Source organism: Paraburkholderia sp. J67, assembly GCF_905220265.1.
GTDB lineage: Bacteria > Pseudomonadota > Gammaproteobacteria > Burkholderiales > Burkholderiaceae > Paraburkholderia.
Map to the genome: position 1 here is coordinate 38,709 of NZ_CAJMZK010000033.1, position 18,174 is coordinate 56,882.

The following is an 18,174-nucleotide window of genomic DNA, read 5'->3' on the forward strand; positions in this document are numbered from 1 at the left end:
ACGACACACTCACCTGAACTTCAACGTGAAAAAGATTCTGATCATCGGTATCGGCGCAGGCGATCCGAACTACCTGACCGTGCAGGCCATCGAGGCCCTGAATGCCGCCAACGTGTTCTTCGTCATGGACAAGGGCGCCGCGAAGGACAAACTCGTGGCGCTGCGCAAGGAGATCTGCGCGCGCTTCATCCGGAATCCTGATTATCGGATCGTGGAAGCAACAAGCCCTGAACGGCGTCGTGACGGCGTCGAGTACAAGGCTGCGGTGGACGAACTCAATCGCGACAAGCAGCGCGTATTCGAAGGGCTGATCGAGCATGAACTCGCCGATGGGCAATGCGGCGCGTTTCTGGTCTGGGGCGATCCCTCGCTCTACGACAGCACGATCCGCATTCTCGACGCGATTCTTGCCGAAGGACGCCTCGCGTTTGATTTCGAGGTGATTCCGGGCATCAGCAGCGTGCAGGCGCTCGCGGCGAAGCATCGCGTGCCGCTCAATTTCATCGGCAAGCCCGTGAGCATCACGACCGGGCGGCGGCTCGTGGAGAACGGCTTTCCCGACGACGCGGACAGCGCCGTGGTGATGCTCGACGCGCAGAATGCCTACGCGCAGATCGAGGGCGAAGACCTCGACATCTACTGGGGCGCGTACGTGGGAACGCCCGACGAAATCCTCGTGGCCGGGCGCCTGGACGACGTGAAGGACGAGATCGTGCGCGTGCGCGCCGAGGCGCGCGAGGCGAACGGCTGGATCATGGACACGTATCTGCTGCGCAAACGCGGCGTGCAGGACTGAAGCGGACGTGAATTCAGGCGTTCGCGGCTTCGGCCAGCGTCGCGGCGTCGGCGCGTTTGAATTGCACCGTGGCGAGCAGCGAGGCCGCAACGATCAGCGCGCCGCCGATCCAGGCGGCCGCGTCGAGCCGCTCGCCCAGCCACACGCAGGCGAATAGCGCGCCGAACGCCGGTTCGCTGCCCATCAGCAAGGCCACGCGCGTCGGACTGCTGCGCCGCACGGCGTAGTTCTGGACGAAGAAGGCGAAGAGCGTGGCGCCCAGGACCAGCCAGAGCACGCAGCCCCAGAACGAAAAATGCGCGGCCAGCGACGGCAGTGGTTGCCATTGGGCGGGCGCGAAAATCAGGGCGAGCACGGCGCTGCCGCTTGCGACGCAACCGGCTTGCACGGCGGTCACAGCCAGCGGATCGAGCGCGCCGTCATGCATCACGCGCTTGGTCACGCATACCGAGAAGCCGCGCAGCAGCGCGGCCAGCAGGATCAAGGCGTCGCCGCCGTTCAGCGCGTGGAGTCCGCCTGTCAGCAACCACGCGCCCGCCAGCGAGATCGCCACGGCGACCCATTCCACGCGCACCGGCTTGCGCCGCAACAGCGCCCATTCGACCATCGGCGTAAAAACCACGCACAGGCTCACGAGGAACGCGGCATTCGACGCACGCGTGAACGCCAGCCCGAAGGCCTCGCATAAAAAGATCGCGAGCAGCAGAGCACCCATCAGCAACGCGCCGCCCAGCGTCTTGCGCGATACCCCGCGCAAGGATCGAAGCGCAGGCGAAAGCAGGACAAACGCCAGCGCAAAGCGCAGCGCCAGCAAACCCAGCACTGGATAGAACGCCAGCGCGTGCTTGACCACGCCATAGCTCGTACCCCAGACGAAAGCGACGACCAGCAGCAGCCAGTCGGCGAGATGCATCAGGCGGTTGGGGCGGAAAGACATGGCGCGAACCTCGTGGATGGCGGGAGCGGCCATTGTCCTTCTTTGCGCTCATGGCGATAATCGGTCTGTCGCGCATAGCTTTTATGTCGCCAATGCACAGATCATGCCGAACTGCCGCCCATGAATCCCACCACGCTCTTCGCCCTGCTGCCCGACCTCGCGACCTTCGCGCGCGTGGTCGAAGCCGGTAATTTCTCAGTGGCCGCGCGCCAGTTGAGCAGCACGCCATCGACGGTCAGCCGGCAGATCAAGCGTCTGGAAGAGGCGCTGGGCGCGCGGCTGCTCGAACGCTCGACACGCCAGATTCGCGTGACCGAGTCGGGCGCGCAGGTGTATCGGCATTGCCGCGACATGGTCGGCGCGGCGGCAGGCGCCGTCGACGCCGCGGGTCAGCTTGCGGCCAGACCGCAGGGCCGCGTGAGCGTGGCCGCACCCACGGCTTATGCGAAAACCGTGATTCATCCGCTGATTCCGGGTTTTCTGCGCAGCTACGCGGAAGTAGACGTGCAGCTTGTCTTCACCGACCACGACGTCGATCCGCTGCGCGACGACCTCGATCTCGTGATCCGCCCGACGCACACGCCGCCGCCGGGACTCGCCGCGCGTCAGCTTGGCGCGGTGCGCTGGTTGCTGTGCGCGTCGCCCGCGTATCTGGCCGCGCGCGGCACGCCGCGCGAGCCGCGCGAACTCGCGCAACACGATTGCTTATGGCTGGGAGAAACCGCCGACGATCATCGCTGGCGCCTGCGCCAGGGCACGCAAACGCAGACCGTCGAGGTAAAAGGCCGCTATATCGCGAACCATGCGGGCGCACGCTTCGAAGCGGCGCTGGAGGATTGGGGCATCGCGTGCCTGCCCGAGTTCACGGCGGCCGAGGCGCTGCGCGAAGGCAAGCTCGTGCAGGTGTTGCCCGAGTGGAACTTCGAGGCGCGCGCCTATGTGGGACCGGTGTGGCTGCTCTATCCGCCTAACCGTTTTTTGCCGCCGAAGGTGCGCGCGTTCATCGACTATCTGGCGCAGCATTTAGGCGGTGTGGATCAGTCAGCCTGAACCGCGCCGCCAAGGCAAAAACTCAAGCCAGCCCGACGCAAACTGCCACGACGATCGAGCCGATCACCAACACGGCGCCCACCGTCTTGCGCTTGTTCAGCTCGGTCCACAGCAGCACGCCCGTGAGCGAAAGCAGAATCAACGCGCCCGCGAAGGTGTCGATAAACAGCACCCAGCCGATGCTCATCCCCACGCCCTTGTGCAGATTCGTGATGGTCGCGAGCAGTGAGTTATCGGAGCGCTTGAGCGTGACGTAGTCGTCGCCGACCCAGTATTCCGCGCTCACGGTCTCGTGCGGCGCGGTGAACATCATCTGCCAATGCTCGGGCTGCACCGTCGTGCGATCGCCCCAGGCCACCTTGTGCTCGGGCTCCTTCTGCACGCGGCCCATGCGCGGCGGCAGCTTCAGATCGGGCTGCGACTTGAGCCACTTCACCATATCGCGCGGCGTTTCAGGCGCGGGATCGGGCACGTCGAGTTGCATCGACGAGACTTGCGGCGCACCCGGCGAAATGCGCAGCGGCTCCCCGCGATGGTTGAGCACAAAACCCGTCACGCCGAACAGCAGACCGAGCGCAGCGCCCCATAAACCCACCCAGCCATGCACCTTGCGCAGCCACTTGATGAAGGTGGCGCGGCGCGAGCGCTTCGCGCGCTCGCTACGTTGCTGGTCGTCGATCAATACAGCGCTTTCGGTAGAACTCACGTCTCACTCCACATACGCAAAAGATTGTGATAACAGCCCACGAGGCTGCGGCGCGCCGGCGCGTCCGCGTCGCTCGCGTTCAGTCGTTGAATGGCGGTGTCCATGTCGAAGAGCAACGCGCGTTTGGTGTCGTCGCGCACGAGGCTCTGCACCCAGAAGAAGCTGCCCAGACGCGCGCCGCGCGTGACCGGCTTCACCTGATGCAGGCTCGTCGCCGGATAGACAATCATGTCGCCCGCCGGGAGCTTCACTTCCTGCACGCCGTAGGTGTCCTCGACAACCAGTTCGCCGCCGTCGTATTCGTCGGGCGCGGAAAGAAACAGCGTCGCCGAGACATCGGTGCGCAGCTTCAGGCCGTTGGGCAGCACGCGCACCGCACCATCGACGTGCGAGCCGAACGTCATGCCGCCTTCGTAGCGGTTGAAGAGCGGCGGATACACCTGATTGGGCAGCGCCGCGCTAATGAAGAGCGGATTGCGCTCGATGGCGGCCAGCACCACGTCGCCGAGTTCACGCGCGAGCGGCGTGTGTTCGGCAATCTGCTGATTGCGCTTCACAGGCGCGCCCTGCCAGCCGGCCGTGGCGCGACCGTCCACCCAGGCGTCGCCCGCGTTGTCGAGGCGCGCGCGCACGGCCCGCACCTGTTCGGGCGTCAAGACGTTCGGGATATGGATCAGCATCGTCGTTTCCTTCTCTTTTCGCGCTTTGAATTACGCGGCATTACAGGGGGTACGGACGCGCAAAAGCCCGCAATCATGCGGGCTTTGCGTGACAACGGCATGGACGCACCGTTGCAACCGGTTACGAACCGGACCGCTTAGAAGCGGTAATCGAACGTCGCAAGGAACGTGCGGCCGATACCCGGCACCGAACGTCCGCCGTCCGACGGGATGAGCGCGTCATAGTAGAACTTGTTGGTCAGGTTCAGCAAATTGAGGCGCACGTCCCACTTCTTCTGGTGATACTCGGCCATCGCGTCCCAGCGCGTGTAGCCGCCGACTTCCACGTAGTTCGTGTTCGCCGCATAACGCGACGACATGTAGGTCGGACCGCCGCCCACTTCCCAATGCGGCGCGACCTCGTAGGTGGTCCAGAACGTGAAGGTATTGCGCGGCGTGTTGGCCGGCGTATGGCCCGTGGTGCCGTCGGCCGCCTTGAGGACGTAACCATCCATATAGGTATAGCCCGCAAACACCTGCCACTTGCTGGTGATGTGGCCCGTCGCGCCGGCCTGGAAGCCACGTACACGAATATCGCCGTCGAGCGTGTATTCGCCGCTCGACGTCTGCGTGCGGGCGTTGTCCATTTCCTGCTGGAAGAACGCCGAGGTCACCGAGAGATTGCCGCCCAGCAGATCCCACTTGCCGCCCACCTCATATGACTTGGTGTGCTCGGGTGCGAGACCCTGCGTGGTGTTCGTAACGGTCAACGCTTCGAGCGACGGATCGAACGAGGTGCCGTACGAGAAGTAATACGACTGCCAGTCGGTCGGCTGATAGATCGCACCGGCACGCACGCTCGTGAACGTGTTGGTCTGCGACGCATAGTTCGGAGCACTGATCGAGTTCGTGATATGCGCCTGGAAGCGATCCCAGCGCACGCCGCCAATCAGCTTCCAGTGCTCGCCAAGCGACATCGTTTCGTTGAAGTACGCCGCCAGCGTGGTCGCGCCCGATTCCGCGTGATTGCCCACCGTCTGCGTGACGTTCGAGGGCGTCGGAATATAGACCGGGTCGAGCAGCGAGACGATCGGCAGGTTGTTACGCGTGTAGGCCTGATTCGTGTAGCTGTCGTGGCCCACTTCCACGCCCGCGATCATCTCGTGCTTCACGAAGCCCGTGTTGAACTTGTACTGCGCCATCGTATCGTTGTAGATCGAGTGATTCTCGATCACGCGATCGTGGCTCGCGAGCTTCACGTAGAGATCGTTGAGCGGCAGCGAGGTGTAGTTGCCGTTCTTGAGCGCCGTGCTGGTCGAGAGCGGGCCCGTGAGGACCGCGCCCGCCGCCGTCTCGCGCGCATCGGTGAGCGAGTGCGAGAACTGCGTCTGGTTGCTGATCTTGAACTGATCGTTGAATTTGTGATCGACGCGCGCGGAAACGTTCTGCACGTCCTGGATCGTGCGATCGTCGGTCAGGCCGTAATAGGTGCCCTTCGAAGGCGAGAACGGATGACCGTTGATCGACTGCACGCCGTAGTCGGGCTGATCGTAGTTGTGCTGGATCAGCGCGGAAATCGTGACTTCAGTGGGCGTGCCGATGCCAAAGCGCAGCTCGGGCGCGAAGCCGTAGTCCTTGTTCATCATCTCGTCGCGCGTGGAGCCGAGCGACTGGCCGAACGCGTTCAGGCGGAACGCAGCGTGGTCGCCAATCGGGCGATCGACGTCGAGCGTCGCGCGATAGCGGTCGTTGGTGCCGATGGTGGACGAGACTTCGGTGAGCGGGTTGAGCGTCGCCTGCTTGGACACCTGATTGATCACGCCGCCCGTCGAACCACGGCCGAACAGCATCGACGACGGGCCATAGAGCACTTCGATCGACTCGAGATCGAAGGTATCGCGATAGTACTGGTTGCGATCGCGGAAGCCGTCGAGATAGATGTCGTTCTGGGCCGTGAAGCCGCGCAGATTGATGTTGTTGCCGATCTGGCCGCCTTCTGCGCCGCCGATGGTGATGCCGGGCGCGTTGCGCAGCGCGTCCTGGAACGAGGTCGCGCCTTGCGACTGGATCAGGGCCTTGTTGATGACCGTAACCGTCTGCGGAATATCGCGCAGCGCCGTGGGCGTCTTCGCGCCAACAGTCGATTTTTCGGCCTGGAAGTCTTGCTGCGTAGCCTGCGCGGAAACGGCGACGGCGGGCAACGTGCCGTTGTCGTCTGCCTTGGCCTTTTGCGTTGCATTAGCCGAAGTTGCCGGCGAGGCGGCGGCGGAAGCCGATGCGGCAACGGCGGGCGCGCTCTGGGCGAGCGCGGAAGAAGCAAACGGCAAGGCAAAAGCTAGCGCGAGGGCACTCGCGAGCGGCGTCCTGTTCAACATGGGGTCCCTGTCCGACGAAAGAAAAATCCGGCCGGTGGAGCGCGCGAAGGAGGCGCGTTCGGCCTGGATGGCTTTGGCTGGCTGGGCCGCCCCAATGACGCTCAGGGATCGACGCTAGGCTGGCTATTGTTGATTTAAAAACCGTACGATCGTCCTGGGATCGTACGGCGAATGAGAATCGATATCATTCCAGAAGTTACCTTTTATTTCAATTGCAGTGATGCATTTCAGCTACATGTCGTGGGGTTTTCGGATTTTTGATCTTATTAATGTAAATGTAATTTATATGATTGTATTTTGTAATTATTGGCGATTATTTGTCTGAATAAATGGTGCGCCCACGCTTGGGTAGCTCGCCGCGCCGCTGAATTAAGCCATTTCCGCATCGGGCGATGGATGGCACTTAAAAAATCGCAATCCTTATCAATTAGAAAGGCCGTATCGGCATGGGGCACACCACGTCGTATTTGTTTCGCTTTTCGACTCCCATCACATTCGTTGCGCGGGTCCCCTGGGTCCCCGCTGGCCCGGGCCAAGGCAGAGCGATCCCGCGCAAAGGTTCATTCATCCGGATTTCTGACGGCGGGCCGCGTCGCGCTGCTGGAGTTCGTTTGGCAAGAGATAGAAGCGAGAGATTGTGACATCGCGCAAATCCACTGCATTGCGGAGGTTACTGAAGTCCATTTCCTTTTTCTGATCGATCCACTCGCCGAGGTAACCGAAGCCCGCCCTGATATCGTAAGGTGAATCCTCTGGCATTGGCAGACGCCAGCCGAAACTGACGTAATTTTTCGGGAGACCGCCTGAAAATTCGATGACACCGTCCGGCCTAAAGAAATCGCTCTTTTCTGTTCTCACACTGTCCATTCGCTCGCCGCGCACAATACGTTTCATGCCTAAGCTGTCGAAATGCTCATAAGGGATGCTGGTGTGCACGTCATCACTCATGCGAATATTGAACGTATCGATACCGGGCTTTCCGTCTACCAGATTTCCTCGATCGAAAATGAAACTGACGGTCATTATTTTTTCCGGGAACCATGAGTACTCAATCTTCCCAAGCTGATCCGAATGAAACTCTGGATCTCCGAATACTTTGACTACCTCGTCAAAAGCGATATCGCCCTTGATCCACTTCAACCCAATATCGACATAGTTGAGCAGCTTTGTCTGCTGCGCCGGGGTCATCTTCTTTTTCGTCAGAGTGCTCATTTCACTGACCTCCGCGTGAACTACCAGAAGATTGCTTTGCAGCGCTAGCGTACTTGCGCATACGATCAGCAAGCTCATATGCATTGCTGCACTGATCCGCTGGATACGTATTGAGAGCATTGTGCGGATCCATACCGGCCCACCAATAAGCAGCGGCCATCTCGCCACAGCAGAATGCGTCATTCTCCCAAGGACGGCTCGTATAGCCCCAATAACATTTCCCGGCGTCCTGCACCATTTCATCGACATCAATTGGCGTTCCTCCCAGACCCACATGCTGCAAGAGATCGATCGCTACACTTCGTGCACGCTGATATTCCGCTTCGAATTCGCCAGGTTCCGCAAGATAGATGGGGCGGTATGTCCCACTACGCCATTCATGCAAGTCCCAGAAATAGGCGCCGACTGCCATACGCTTGAGGCTAATGAGCGTAGCCGTATCGTCAGGAAGCGCCTGACTGGTCGTCAGGCTGAGAACCCTAGCCAGGTGAGCGAATCTTTGTAGGTTGCTGCTTGCTTCGGGCCATTTCGAAATATTCGGCATCGCCTCGAAATTGTCCGGATACTGATGCACCAGTGCGTACATCCAGAAGAATTGCTGGCAATGTCGTGATTCGTGGTAAAGCGTGTCTGCCATCTCCTGGAGCGGAAGAACCTGCGCTGAGCGCGACTTTCCACGAAATATCCTGGCGCTCTCGCCGGTCGGAGACATGGCCTTCAGGGATGCCATGTTAATTTGCATGGTCCAGGACGTTATGTTGAAAGCGCCCTTCTCGCCATCTAACTGAGGCGTATACGACAAAATCGGTGGCACGGCGTCAGCAGGAATACCAAATCCACCAGCAAGACCAGTCATGGCCGCCACCATTGCCGGCTGGACCAAGGCGAAAAACTGCCTCACCTGGGAATCATCAAACGGCCATTGAAGTTTCAGCGCAGGTGTCGAACCCGCAGGTCCGAAATACGTGTCACCCCACTGTATCTGCTCAAGCATGACCTTCTGCATTGCCTTCGCATAATCCCGCGCGATCGGATACATGAGATGCGCTCTACGCTCAGGATCCAGATCCGAATAGCGCATGCCCCAGCGGTCGGGCGAACAGAGCGCGTAAGTTGGCTCGATGCCTGCCGTGGTAAGACCAGGTTTTACTTTTCTCAGCAAGTACGGGCCAATTTTATGGAGTTCATCGTCAGTATTGTTTTCTTCATCTTGCATTGCTGACCGCTCCCTTGAGTCCCATCGCGATGACGTTGCGTCTTTCATCAGTCATACCTCCGTGAAAACGGGTTGTGATGTCGGGACACGCAGTCCCGCACCCATGCTCCCCGAATGCACGCATCACGCAATACAAGAATCGTCCGAAAATGACTGAACGCCGCCCAACTTCATTCATTAACAATCCTGATTAAATATCGTTGCGATAGTCAATCGCACACGATATGGATGCGTGTCCGCGCCACCAGCGGAAATACGCGGCAAGCTCACGCGAACCTTATTGCAAACATTTCCAGCCATTGACTTGTTCTGCCATGCAGCACCTGCTCGCGGACAGCCCTCGGCATCGCAAGCCACGAGGAGAGCAGGCACTCCTGGCGGCGGCTGGACAGCGAATGCTTACGGGCAATCGAGCACCCGGATGAACTGCTCGTCCGCGTCTATCCCCACGAACTCCTTGATCACGCAAGGGTCTCGCTCCCCGCCCGGCAAAACGATGCGCGATGACTTAATCATCGGCACCTGACAAAAACCCCTAAAGATCAAGGGGAATTTGCCGTTAATCCCGACATGTTGTCGGGCCGTAACCGGCCGATCTGCAAGGAATCCCATGCGCAACAACCAACCCGTCACCCAGCAGGAGTTCGACTACCCTGCTTCGCAGATGCTCGTCTCGGCCACCGATCTGAAGGGCCGTATTCAGTACTGCAATCCCGCGTTCGTCGCCGTTTCCGGTTTCACCAAGGAAGAGTTGATCGGCAAGGCGCACAACATCATCCGCCATCCCGACATGCCGGCCGAAGCCTTCGCCGACATGTGGGAGACGATCGGCTCCGGCCGCCCCTGGACCGCGCTCGTGAAGAATCGCCGCAAGTCCGGCGATCACTACTGGGTGCGTGCGAACGTCACGCCGGTGTCCGAGCAGGGCACCGTGGTCGGCTATCTGAGCGTGCGCGTGAAGCCGCAGCGCGAAGAAGTGCGCGAGGCCGAGCAGCTCTATGCGCAGATGCGCGAGGGCCGCCTGCGTGGCGTGCGTCTGCGTCATGGCGACCTGACGCGCACCGGCATCATCGGCGCAGCGAAGTCGCTCATGCGTTTGCCGATCGCCACGCGCATCGGCATCGGCTACGCGCTCGTGCCCGCCGCGCTCGCCGCCGCGGGCTTCGGCGCCTGGCAGGGTCTGCCGCCCACGCCGTTCTGGTGTGCGTTCGGCGCCGCCGCCGTGTGCAGCGTCGCGGCGTGGCGTTTGTCCACGCGCCATCTCGGCGGGCCGCTCGAGCAGATGTCGGTCGCGTCGACGCGCATGGCCGCGGGCGATCTCACGGCAACGCTTGCGATCGCCTCGAAGGACGATCTCGGCGATGTGCTACAGGCGCTCAACCAGCTTCAGGCGAACCTCACGGCGATCGTCTATGACGTGCGCGCGCAGATCGACGGCATGCTCGACGCGGCGCACGAGATTTCGACGGGCAATCTCGATCTCTCGCGCCGCACCGAGTTGCAGGCCGCCTCGCTCGAAGAGACGGCCGCGACGATGGATCAGCTCACCACCACCGTGCAGGCCAACGCCGAAGCCAGTACGCGCGCGCTCGATCTGGCGCGCGAGGCGCAGGACGCCGCCGCCCAGGGCGGCTCGCTCGCGGGCCGCATGGAGCGCACGATGGTGGGCATCACCGATGCCTCGAAGCGCATCGCGGACATCACCGGCGTGATCGACGGCATCGCCTTCCAGACCAACATCCTCGCGCTCAATGCGGCCGTCGAGGCGGCGCGCGCGGGCGAGGCCGGACGCTCGTTCGCCGTGGTCGCGGGCGAGGTGCGCATGCTCGCGCAACGTTGCGCGGCATCGGCCAAGGAGATCAAGCAGGTCGTCGATGCGAGCGTGCACGAGATCGCCCAGGGCACCGAGCTGGTCGGCCACACGTCGGCGCAGATGCGCGCCATCGACGAAGCGGTCAGCCGTGTTTCGTCGATCATCGTCGAAGTCGCCAACGCCAGCGGCGAGCAGGCCGAGGGCATCCGCCAGGTCAATCAGGCCGTCGCGCATCTGGACAGCGCCACGCAGCAGAACGCGGCGCTCGTCGAACAGGCGGCCGCCACGGCGCAACGTCTGGCCGACCAGGCCGACGTGCTCGACGAGGCCGTGCGGCTCTTCACCGTGGCGGGCGCGCAAGCGGGCGGGCAGACGGCCCCGGCGCGGCGGGTCGCGCAACGTCCGGTTTCGCGTGTGACGCACACCCACGGAGAAGCCGCGGAGGTATAAGCGGGCACGGCGGGCAGAACGCCTGTCCGCCGCCATGCCGCCGCGATCGGATCGCGTGCGGCAATTCAGCAGACAGATCGGCATTTGCCCCATCTCGACAGCGCACGCGCCAGACCGCACTATCGAACCCGTCAGACAGCCACATCGTGGGTGTCTGATCCGAGTAACAACGGCGTTTCGACGGCTCACCCGGCCTCTACCGGGTGAGCCGTTTTTTCTTGGTGTGGCCACCAGGTGAAAGGTGAGCCCTTACGGGATACCGGCAACGTCCTGGCCGGGCCTGGCAGCAGCACGAGCGCAACAGCTGCGCTTTGCGTCACGCCCATGACAATGCTCCAGTTCACGAAACAAGTTCCGTGCACCGTTGCAGGGCGCGCAAAAATGCTCGTTAAAACGGCGACTCGCGTTAAACTGACCAGCCGGGTCAGACGGCGGCGCGGTATGTGCGCCCGCGCTCACAGCACTGAGACGCCGCGCGGCCGACCCCGTACAATTGGCTCGACCACACACGAGGACAACATCAATGCGCACGACCGGGTCTTCCGGAAACATGACCCTGCTCACCGAGCATGACGAAGCGACCGGCCGCGAAACGCGTTCGCTGCGCCTCGAATCTTCGGCCGACGGCAAGAGCCTGTTGCTGGTCGAAGTCGACGAGCGCAAGCCGGGCATCCACCGCGAAGTGCGTTATGAAATTACGCCTGCGGAACTGATCGCGGCCATCCGCGCGCAGGGCGCCGAGCTTCCAGGGGAATCGCACAGCCGCTAGCCGTCAGGCGCGGCGGGTTGCCACGACTCGCGGCCACTCGGGGCCGCTTGCGCGAAGTCGTCACAACGGCGTCTTCGCGCATTCGCACGCTCGTGCTTCAGCAGGTCCCTTTTCCGTGGTTTCCGAGGTTCTACGCCTTGCGGCACGCCGTTTCACACGCGTGCCGCGCATTGCGTGCATGCTCCTCAGGCCTTGTTTGCGCGCCCGTGCTTAAGCGCATCGAATCCGCATTGCGCGTATGCTCCCCAACTCGCGTTCCAGGGCGCTCGCGGCCTCGCTTGCACGCCTTCGAAATGCGTCCATAATCGTTACGTTACTCTTCCAATTTGCGCTGCTTGCGCGGCGCCCCCGGCAAGGGAAGTAAGCCGATGCTACATGACCTTATCGCGCAGTACGGCCCTGCGCTCGTGTTCCTGAACGTACTCGCCGGCGCGCTCGGTCTACCCGTGCCCGCCATGCCGGCGCTCGTGCTGTTCGGTGCGATGGCCGCCATGCATCCCGGTTCGATCGGCCAGCAGGTCGCGCCGGTGCTCGGGTTGTCCGTCGTCGCCATGCTGATCGGCGACAGCGTGTGGTTCCTCGCCGGCCGGCTCTATGGCGGCAACACGCTCAAGACGCTGTGCAAGCTTTCGCTCTCGCGCGACACCTGCGTGAAAAAGACCGAGCGCTTCTTCGGCCGCTGGGGCGTGCGTGTGCTCGCGATCGCCAAGTTCGTGCCGGGGCTGTCGCTCGTCTCGGTACCGCTGGCCGGCGCGATGGGCACGCCGTACCGCCAGTTCGTGGGTTTCGACGGCATCGGCGCGGCGCTCTGGTCGGGCACCGGCTTGTTGATCGGCGTGATGTTCGCACCGCAGATCGACATGATGCTCGCGGGCGCAAGCCGCCTTGGCCGTTTTGCCGCCGTCGTGGTCGCCGCGCTCTTGCTGCTCTACGCGGCCTACCGCTGGCAGCGCCGCCGCCAACTCATCAAGAAGCTCGCCAACGCGCGTATCACCGTGGACGATCTCTACCGCGCGATGGCCAACAAGCCGCCGCCGGTGGTGTTCGACATCCGCTCCGAAGAGAAGCGCAAGCTCGATCCGTACATCATTCCGGGCGCGTTGTTCGCCGACGAGCGCAAGCTCGACGAGATCCTCTCAAAGTACTCGTTCGAGCAAAAACTCGTGATCTACTGCTCCTGCCCCAATGAAATTTCCGCGGCCTGGATGGCGAAGAAACTCGTCGAGGCCGGTTTCGTCGACGTGGTGCCGCTGCTCGGCGGCCTGGATGCCTGGCGCGATTCCGGCCGCTCGCTCGAATCGCTGCAACTGACGGCGCATCCCGAAGTGCCGGTCAACATCACGCCGAAAGCTGTCTGATTCCGCGCGGCCGCAGGGCCCAACTCCGGTTGCCGCGCGCATGAGGAGAAACGCCTGATGGGCTCCATCGCCACTGAGCCGCCTCGCTACGAGGCCTCGCAGTCCACTGCTTCCAGCTTTTCCGACACCCAGCCGCAACCCGCCGACGCGCCGTTTTCGACGCTTTCCACGCGGCGTCACCAGATGTTCCCCCAACTCACCGACGACGAAATCGCGCGGCTTTCGCGCTTCGGCGAGCGCCGTCATTGGGAGCCGGGCGAACTGCTATTTCATACCGGCGATACCGGACCGGGCATGTTCGTGCTGCTCGCGGGCTCCGTGAAGGTGTTCCAGCGCGACGGTCTGGGCCGCGAGCGTCTGATCGTCGAGCATGGGCGCGGCCATTTCCTCGCCGAAGTCGGCCAGCTCTCGGGGGGACCTGCGCTTGTCGATGGCGTGGCGCTCGAACCCGTCGACGCCGTGCTGATTCCGCCCGAACGGCTGCGCGCGGCCATCGTCGCCGAAGCGGAACTGGGCGAGCGCATCGTGCGTGCGCTGATCTTGCGACGCGTCTCGCTGATCGAAAAAGGTGCGGGCGGCCCGATCCTCGTCGGCAAACACAACGATCCCGCCTTGCTCTCGCTGCAAGGCTTCCTCACGCGCAACGGCCATCCGTATTCGGTGCTCGACGAGCGCGACGAAAGCAGCATGCTGTGCGTGATCGAGCGCTTCGCGGCGCGCTGCGAAGACTTGCCGCTCGTGATCTGCCCGGATGGCAGCGTGCTGCGCCACCCTTCCGCGCCCGAGCTGGCCACCTGCCTCGGTCTCCTGCCCGAACTCGACGGCCAGCGCGTCTATGACGTCGCCGTGGTGGGCGCGGGTCCAGCGGGTCTAGCCACGGCCGTTTATGCGGCCTCCGAAGGCCTGTCGGTCATCGTGCTCGATTCGCGCGCGCCGGGCGGCCAGGCGGGCGCGAGTTCACGCATCGAAAACTATCTGGGCTTCCCAACCGGGATCTCGGGCCAGGCGCTCGCAGGGCGCGCGTTCGTGCAGGCGCAGAAGTTCGGCGCGCATGTGGCGATCCCTGTCACCGTGAAAAAGCTTCATTGCAACGAGCATCCGCGCCGCCTCGAAACCTGTAGCGGCGACGTGCGCGCGCATACCGTCGTGATCGCGAGCGGCGCGATCTACCGCCGCCCGAGCATCGCCGGGCTCGACCGTTATACCGGGCGCGGCGTCTACTACTGGGCCTCGCCGGTCGAGGCGAAGCTCTGCAAGCACGAGAACGTCGTGCTGGTCGGCGGCGGCAATTCGGCGGGGCAAGCGATCGTCTATCTTTCGACCCAGGCGCGCCAGATTGACGTGCTGATCCGCAAGGCCGGTTTCGAATCGACGATGTCGCGCTATCTGATCGACCGCATCGCCTCGCTGCCGAACGTGAACGTGCATCCGCTCAGCGAGATCGGCGGTCTGGACGAGGACGAATCGGGACTCGCGGCGATCCGCGTAAAGGCGCCGTGTCCGGAAGGCATCGAGCGCTTCGACGCGCGCCATCTGTTCCTCTTCACGGGCGCGGACCCCAACACGGGCTGGCTGCGCGAATGCGGCGTGGCGCTCGACCCGAACGGCTTCGTGCTGACCGGCGTGGGCGACGCATCGTGCAGCCTCGCGACCTCGGTCGAAGGCGTCTATGCGATCGGCGATGCACGCGCGGGTTCGACCAAGCGCGTGGCGGCGGCCGTGGGCGAAGGCGCCGCCGTGGTCGCGCAAATCCATCAGTTGCTGGGCGCGACGCCCTCGCCACAGGCCGTGACGCCGGTGGCGGCGATGGCGGGCCTGCATGCGTGACGCCGCGGCGTTCGATGAGAACGCCGGGTCTTCCCCCGCGAGCGACGCAGCGCGCGTGACGCTGCCGCTCGCGGCGGCGCGCAGCCTGCATCTGGCCGCACAAGGCCTGCTGACTCCGCCGCGCCGCAAAGCCACCCAGGACGACGTGCTGGCCGCGATCCGCCGCATGGCGCAATTGCAGATCGACACGATCCATGTGGTCGCTCGCAGTCCTTATTTCGTGCTGTTCAGCCGTGTGGGTGCGTACGACACGCGCTGGCTCGACGCGCATCTCGCACAAGGGCGACTGTTCGAATACTGGTCGCACGAGGCCTGCTTCGTGCCGATCGAGGATTACGGTCTGCTACGCCATCGCATGCTGGACCCGTCCGGTATGGGCTGGAAATACGCGGCCGACTGGCATGCGAAGCATCGCCGCGAGATCGACGCGCTGCTCGAACGCATCCGCGCGAGTGGCCCGGTGCGCTCGGCCGACTTCGCACGCGCCGAAGGCGACAAGGGCAGCGGCTGGTGGGACTGGAAACCGGAGAAGCGCCACCTCGAAGTGCTGTTCGCGACCGGCGCGCTGATGGTGGCCGAGCGGCGCAATTTCCAGCGCGTCTACGACGTGGCCGAACGCGTGTTGCCCGACTGGAACGATGCGCGCGATCTGCCCTCGCGCGCCGATGCCGAGCGCGCCCTGCTGCTGCGCACTTGCCAGGCGCTGGGCGTGATCCGCGCCGACTGGGCGGCCGATTACTATCGCCTGCCGCGCCGGCCCTACACCGAAGCCCTGCATGCGCTCGCCGACGCCGGCGATCTCATCCCCGTGCGCGTGGAAGGCTGGAAGCCCGATGCTTTCGTGCATCGCGACCACGCGCCGCTCATCGACTCCGCCGCAAGCGGCGCGCTGGCCTCGACGGTCACCACCCTGCTCTCACCCTTCGACCCAGTCATCTGGGACCGCAAACGGGCGATGGCGCTATTCGGCTTCGACTACGCGATCGAATGCTACGTACCCGCGCACAAGCGCAAGTACGGTTACTTCGTACTGCCGATATTGAATCGCGGGAAATTGATCGGACGCGCCGATGCCAAAGCGCATCGAGCCCAACAGGTGTTTGAGGTGAAATCGCTCCATCTGGAGCCGGGTGTACGCGTAAGCGGCCGGCTGGTGAGCGATCTGCTGCGCGCGCTGCAACGTTGCGCCGATTGGCACAGCACGCCAGAACTGCGGATTGGCGACGCACCGGACAGACTGGCCGCCGCCCTGCTCGCCGAAGCGGCAGGCGATGCATGAGCCGCATCGCCCAGGCGCCTGCGCGCGATCAACGCTCCAGCTTCACGCGCAACTCGCGCGCCGCTTCGAGCAGACCTTCATAGCCCGAGCGGGCATGTTCCGGCAGATCCGGGTCGCCCACCAGCGCGCCCAGCGTTTCGATCAGGCTGAACACGAGCCCCTTGGCCGCGCCCGCCGCGATATTGCCGCTCTTCACGCCTTCATCGACATGCGAGAACGCGGCGTTCAGATTGTCCAGATCGTGCTGAGGCGTGTCGCCGCCCGGTGCTTGAGCGTCATCCTTTTGCGTATCGTCGCTCGACATGATGAACTGTTTCCCCTTGCTGATGCTTCGTAGAAAGAATCCCGCACTGCTGTTATATACCCAACGCAGGCAGCCGTCCAATGGCCCCCGGGCGGCCCCGGCGCGTCGCATCGACTCGCCGCAGGCCACTCCCGAATCTTCTCACCTTTGCGCGTGAAATGCCGACAGGCGCGCCACGACCGCTTGATTCCGTTCATGCCGATAGCGAATAAAAGTCCTGCAAACAGGCTGCTTTCGTAGATTTCCGCACATGACATCGGTGTGACGCGAGGGCAGCCGTCTACGCTTACGGCGGCATTTCCCGCACTCCCGCAAACGCTCACCTCAGGGCGCTGCAAGCCGATTCCCACCCGTGTCGCGCTGCCATTTGCGATTCTTCGCACTCGCGCAAAAGCACGCCTCGAATTCGATTTACCCCGTGTTTTACGGCATATTTCCGCTTATCGACCGCGAGCTCATGCACACCCGTCGATGCCATCGGTGCGCGCTCCCGGCCCGCCAGGCTCACTCCCGAAAAAGCTCACCTCAACCCGTCTTGACGCCACCGCCCCACGTCTCCAGACTGTGCGGGTCGCCGGTCCCCCACTCCTGCCCGAACTCACCGCACGCACCATGAGCCAGATCACGCCCTTCGTTGCCGACCGCTTTCACCAGGCCGCACCGCATTACCTGATCGGCCGCCCGGCCTATTCGCCCGCACTGATTCGCCGCGTCGCGCAACGCGTGGGCCTGAACGGCTCGCAACGCCTGCTCGATCTCGGCTGCGGTCCTGGCCAGCTATCGCTCGCGTTCGCGAGTTGGGTGGCCAGTGCCGTGGCCGTCGACCCCGAACCGGCCATGCTCGAAGTCGCCGCCCAACTCGGCGCGGGCATCGCGCCCAACATCGAGTATCGCCAGGGCAGCTCGTACGACCTCTCGCCCGAACTCGGCGCGATCCACCTCGCCGTGATCGGCCGTGCATTTCACTGGATGGACCGGGTGGATACGCTCGCGCGACTCGATACGATGCTCGCCGACCGCGGCGCCGTCGCGCTCTTCAACACGGCGCATCTCGACGATCCGCAGCGCCCTTGGGCCGCGCAATATCGCAACCTGCTCGACAGCTACGCCAACACCGATCCCACCCGCGCGCTGCGCCGTTCGGCGGAGTGGGAAAGCCATACCGACGTGCTCGCGCGCTCGGCGTTTAGCGCCATCGAACGTATTTCGGTGATCGAATACCGGCGCGTGAGCGCGGCGCAACTGAAGGCGCGTCCGCTGTCGATGTCGAGTCTTGCGCGCGAGCGGCTGGGCGAGCGGCTCGATACGCTGCTCGCGGAAATCGATGCGATCGTCGCCTCGCACGGCAGCGACGGCTGGCTGGTCGAGCGCATCGAATCGACTGTGACGCTCGCGATGCGCGAAGCCTCGTGAGGCGCGCGAG

Annotated in this window: 15 protein-coding genes; 8 read left to right on the forward strand and 7 right to left on the reverse strand. The window is 63.4% G+C overall.

Going from position 1 to position 18,174, the window contains the following annotated elements; all coding sequences use genetic code 11:
• The first annotated feature begins 25 nt into the window (after positions 1-25).
• The gene (cobF, locus tag U5782_RS35735; protein WP_322048567.1) at positions 26-796 is read left to right on the forward strand and encodes a precorrin-6A synthase (deacetylating); all 771 of its coding nucleotides are present in this window, start codon (positions 26-28) and stop codon (positions 794-796) included.
• A 13-nt stretch (positions 797-809) separates the two neighbouring features.
• Here cobF and U5782_RS35740 read toward each other — a convergent pair whose 3' ends face one another.
• Complete coding sequence (locus tag U5782_RS35740; RefSeq protein WP_322048568.1) at positions 810-1,733, reverse strand: DMT family transporter; 924 nt, start codon at positions 1,731-1,733, stop codon at positions 810-812.
• A gap of 120 nt (positions 1,734-1,853) precedes the next feature.
• Between U5782_RS35740 and U5782_RS35745 the strand changes: the two genes are divergently transcribed.
• A complete protein-coding gene (locus U5782_RS35745; protein ID WP_322048569.1) occupies positions 1,854-2,783 on the forward strand; it encodes a LysR family transcriptional regulator in 930 nt (309 codons plus the stop codon).
• 22 nt (positions 2,784-2,805) lie between these two features.
• On the opposite strand, the gene U5782_RS35750 is transcribed toward U5782_RS35745, so the two are convergent.
• The 5 genes from U5782_RS35750 to U5782_RS35770 all read right to left on the reverse strand — a co-directional run bounded on the left by U5782_RS35750 (position 2,806) and on the right by U5782_RS35770 (position 8,951).
• Complete coding sequence (locus U5782_RS35750; RefSeq protein ID WP_322048570.1) at positions 2,806-3,489, reverse strand: PepSY-associated TM helix domain-containing protein; 684 nt, start codon at positions 3,487-3,489, stop codon at positions 2,806-2,808.
• Positions 3,486-4,169, reverse strand: a complete 684-nt coding sequence (locus U5782_RS35755) for a Fe2+-dependent dioxygenase (RefSeq protein ID WP_322048571.1) — start codon at positions 4,167-4,169, stop codon at positions 3,486-3,488. The genes U5782_RS35750 and U5782_RS35755 overlap by 4 nt, the downstream gene beginning before the upstream one ends.
• A 137-nt stretch (positions 4,170-4,306) precedes the next feature.
• Entirely contained in the window at positions 4,307-6,523 is a 2,217-nt protein-coding gene (locus tag U5782_RS35760; protein WP_322048572.1) for a TonB-dependent siderophore receptor, read from the reverse strand.
• A gap of 564 nt (positions 6,524-7,087) precedes the next feature.
• On the reverse strand, positions 7,088-7,735 hold the full coding sequence (locus U5782_RS35765; RefSeq protein WP_322048573.1) for a hypothetical protein: 648 nt from the start codon (positions 7,733-7,735) through the stop codon (positions 7,088-7,090).
• A gap of 1 nt (position 7,736) precedes the next feature.
• Positions 7,737-8,951, reverse strand: coding sequence for a hypothetical protein (locus tag U5782_RS35770; protein WP_322048574.1), 1,215 nt, complete (start codon positions 8,949-8,951; stop codon positions 7,737-7,739).
• A 610-nt stretch (positions 8,952-9,561) separates the two neighbouring features.
• Here U5782_RS35770 and U5782_RS35775 point away from each other — a divergent pair.
• From U5782_RS35775 to U5782_RS35795, 5 genes are all read left to right on the forward strand, one after another.
• The gene (locus tag U5782_RS35775; RefSeq protein ID WP_322048575.1) at positions 9,562-11,214 is read left to right on the forward strand and encodes a methyl-accepting chemotaxis protein; all 1,653 of its coding nucleotides are present in this window, start codon (positions 9,562-9,564) and stop codon (positions 11,212-11,214) included.
• A gap of 523 nt (positions 11,215-11,737) precedes the next feature.
• On the forward strand, positions 11,738-11,983 hold the full coding sequence (locus tag U5782_RS35780) for a hypothetical protein (protein WP_322048576.1): 246 nt from the start codon (positions 11,738-11,740) through the stop codon (positions 11,981-11,983).
• 368 nt (positions 11,984-12,351) lie between these two features.
• The gene (locus U5782_RS35785; RefSeq protein WP_322048577.1) at positions 12,352-13,341 is read left to right on the forward strand and encodes a DedA family protein/thiosulfate sulfurtransferase GlpE; all 990 of its coding nucleotides are present in this window, start codon (positions 12,352-12,354) and stop codon (positions 13,339-13,341) included.
• 57 nt (positions 13,342-13,398) lie between these two features.
• Positions 13,399-15,168 carry an FAD-dependent oxidoreductase gene (locus U5782_RS35790; RefSeq protein WP_322048578.1) on the forward strand — a complete coding sequence of 590 codons (1,770 nt, stop codon included), beginning with the start codon at positions 13,399-13,401 and terminating at the stop codon, positions 15,166-15,168.
• The gene (locus U5782_RS35795; protein WP_415914465.1) at positions 15,161-16,447 is read left to right on the forward strand and encodes a winged helix-turn-helix domain-containing protein; all 1,287 of its coding nucleotides are present in this window, start codon (positions 15,161-15,163) and stop codon (positions 16,445-16,447) included. Before U5782_RS35790 ends, U5782_RS35795 begins: the two co-directional genes overlap by 8 nt.
• A gap of 28 nt (positions 16,448-16,475) precedes the next feature.
• Here the strand turns inward: U5782_RS35795 and U5782_RS35800 are convergent, their stop codons facing one another.
• On the reverse strand, positions 16,476-16,751 hold the full coding sequence (locus U5782_RS35800) for a hypothetical protein (protein ID WP_322048579.1): 276 nt from the start codon (positions 16,749-16,751) through the stop codon (positions 16,476-16,478).
• Between the two features lie 612 nt (positions 16,752-17,363).
• Here U5782_RS35800 and U5782_RS35805 point away from each other — a divergent pair.
• Positions 17,364-18,164: a class I SAM-dependent methyltransferase gene (locus U5782_RS35805; protein ID WP_322048580.1), complete on the forward strand. Its 801-nt coding sequence runs from the start codon at positions 17,364-17,366 to the stop codon at positions 18,162-18,164.
• Positions 18,165-18,174 lie beyond the last annotated feature (10 nt).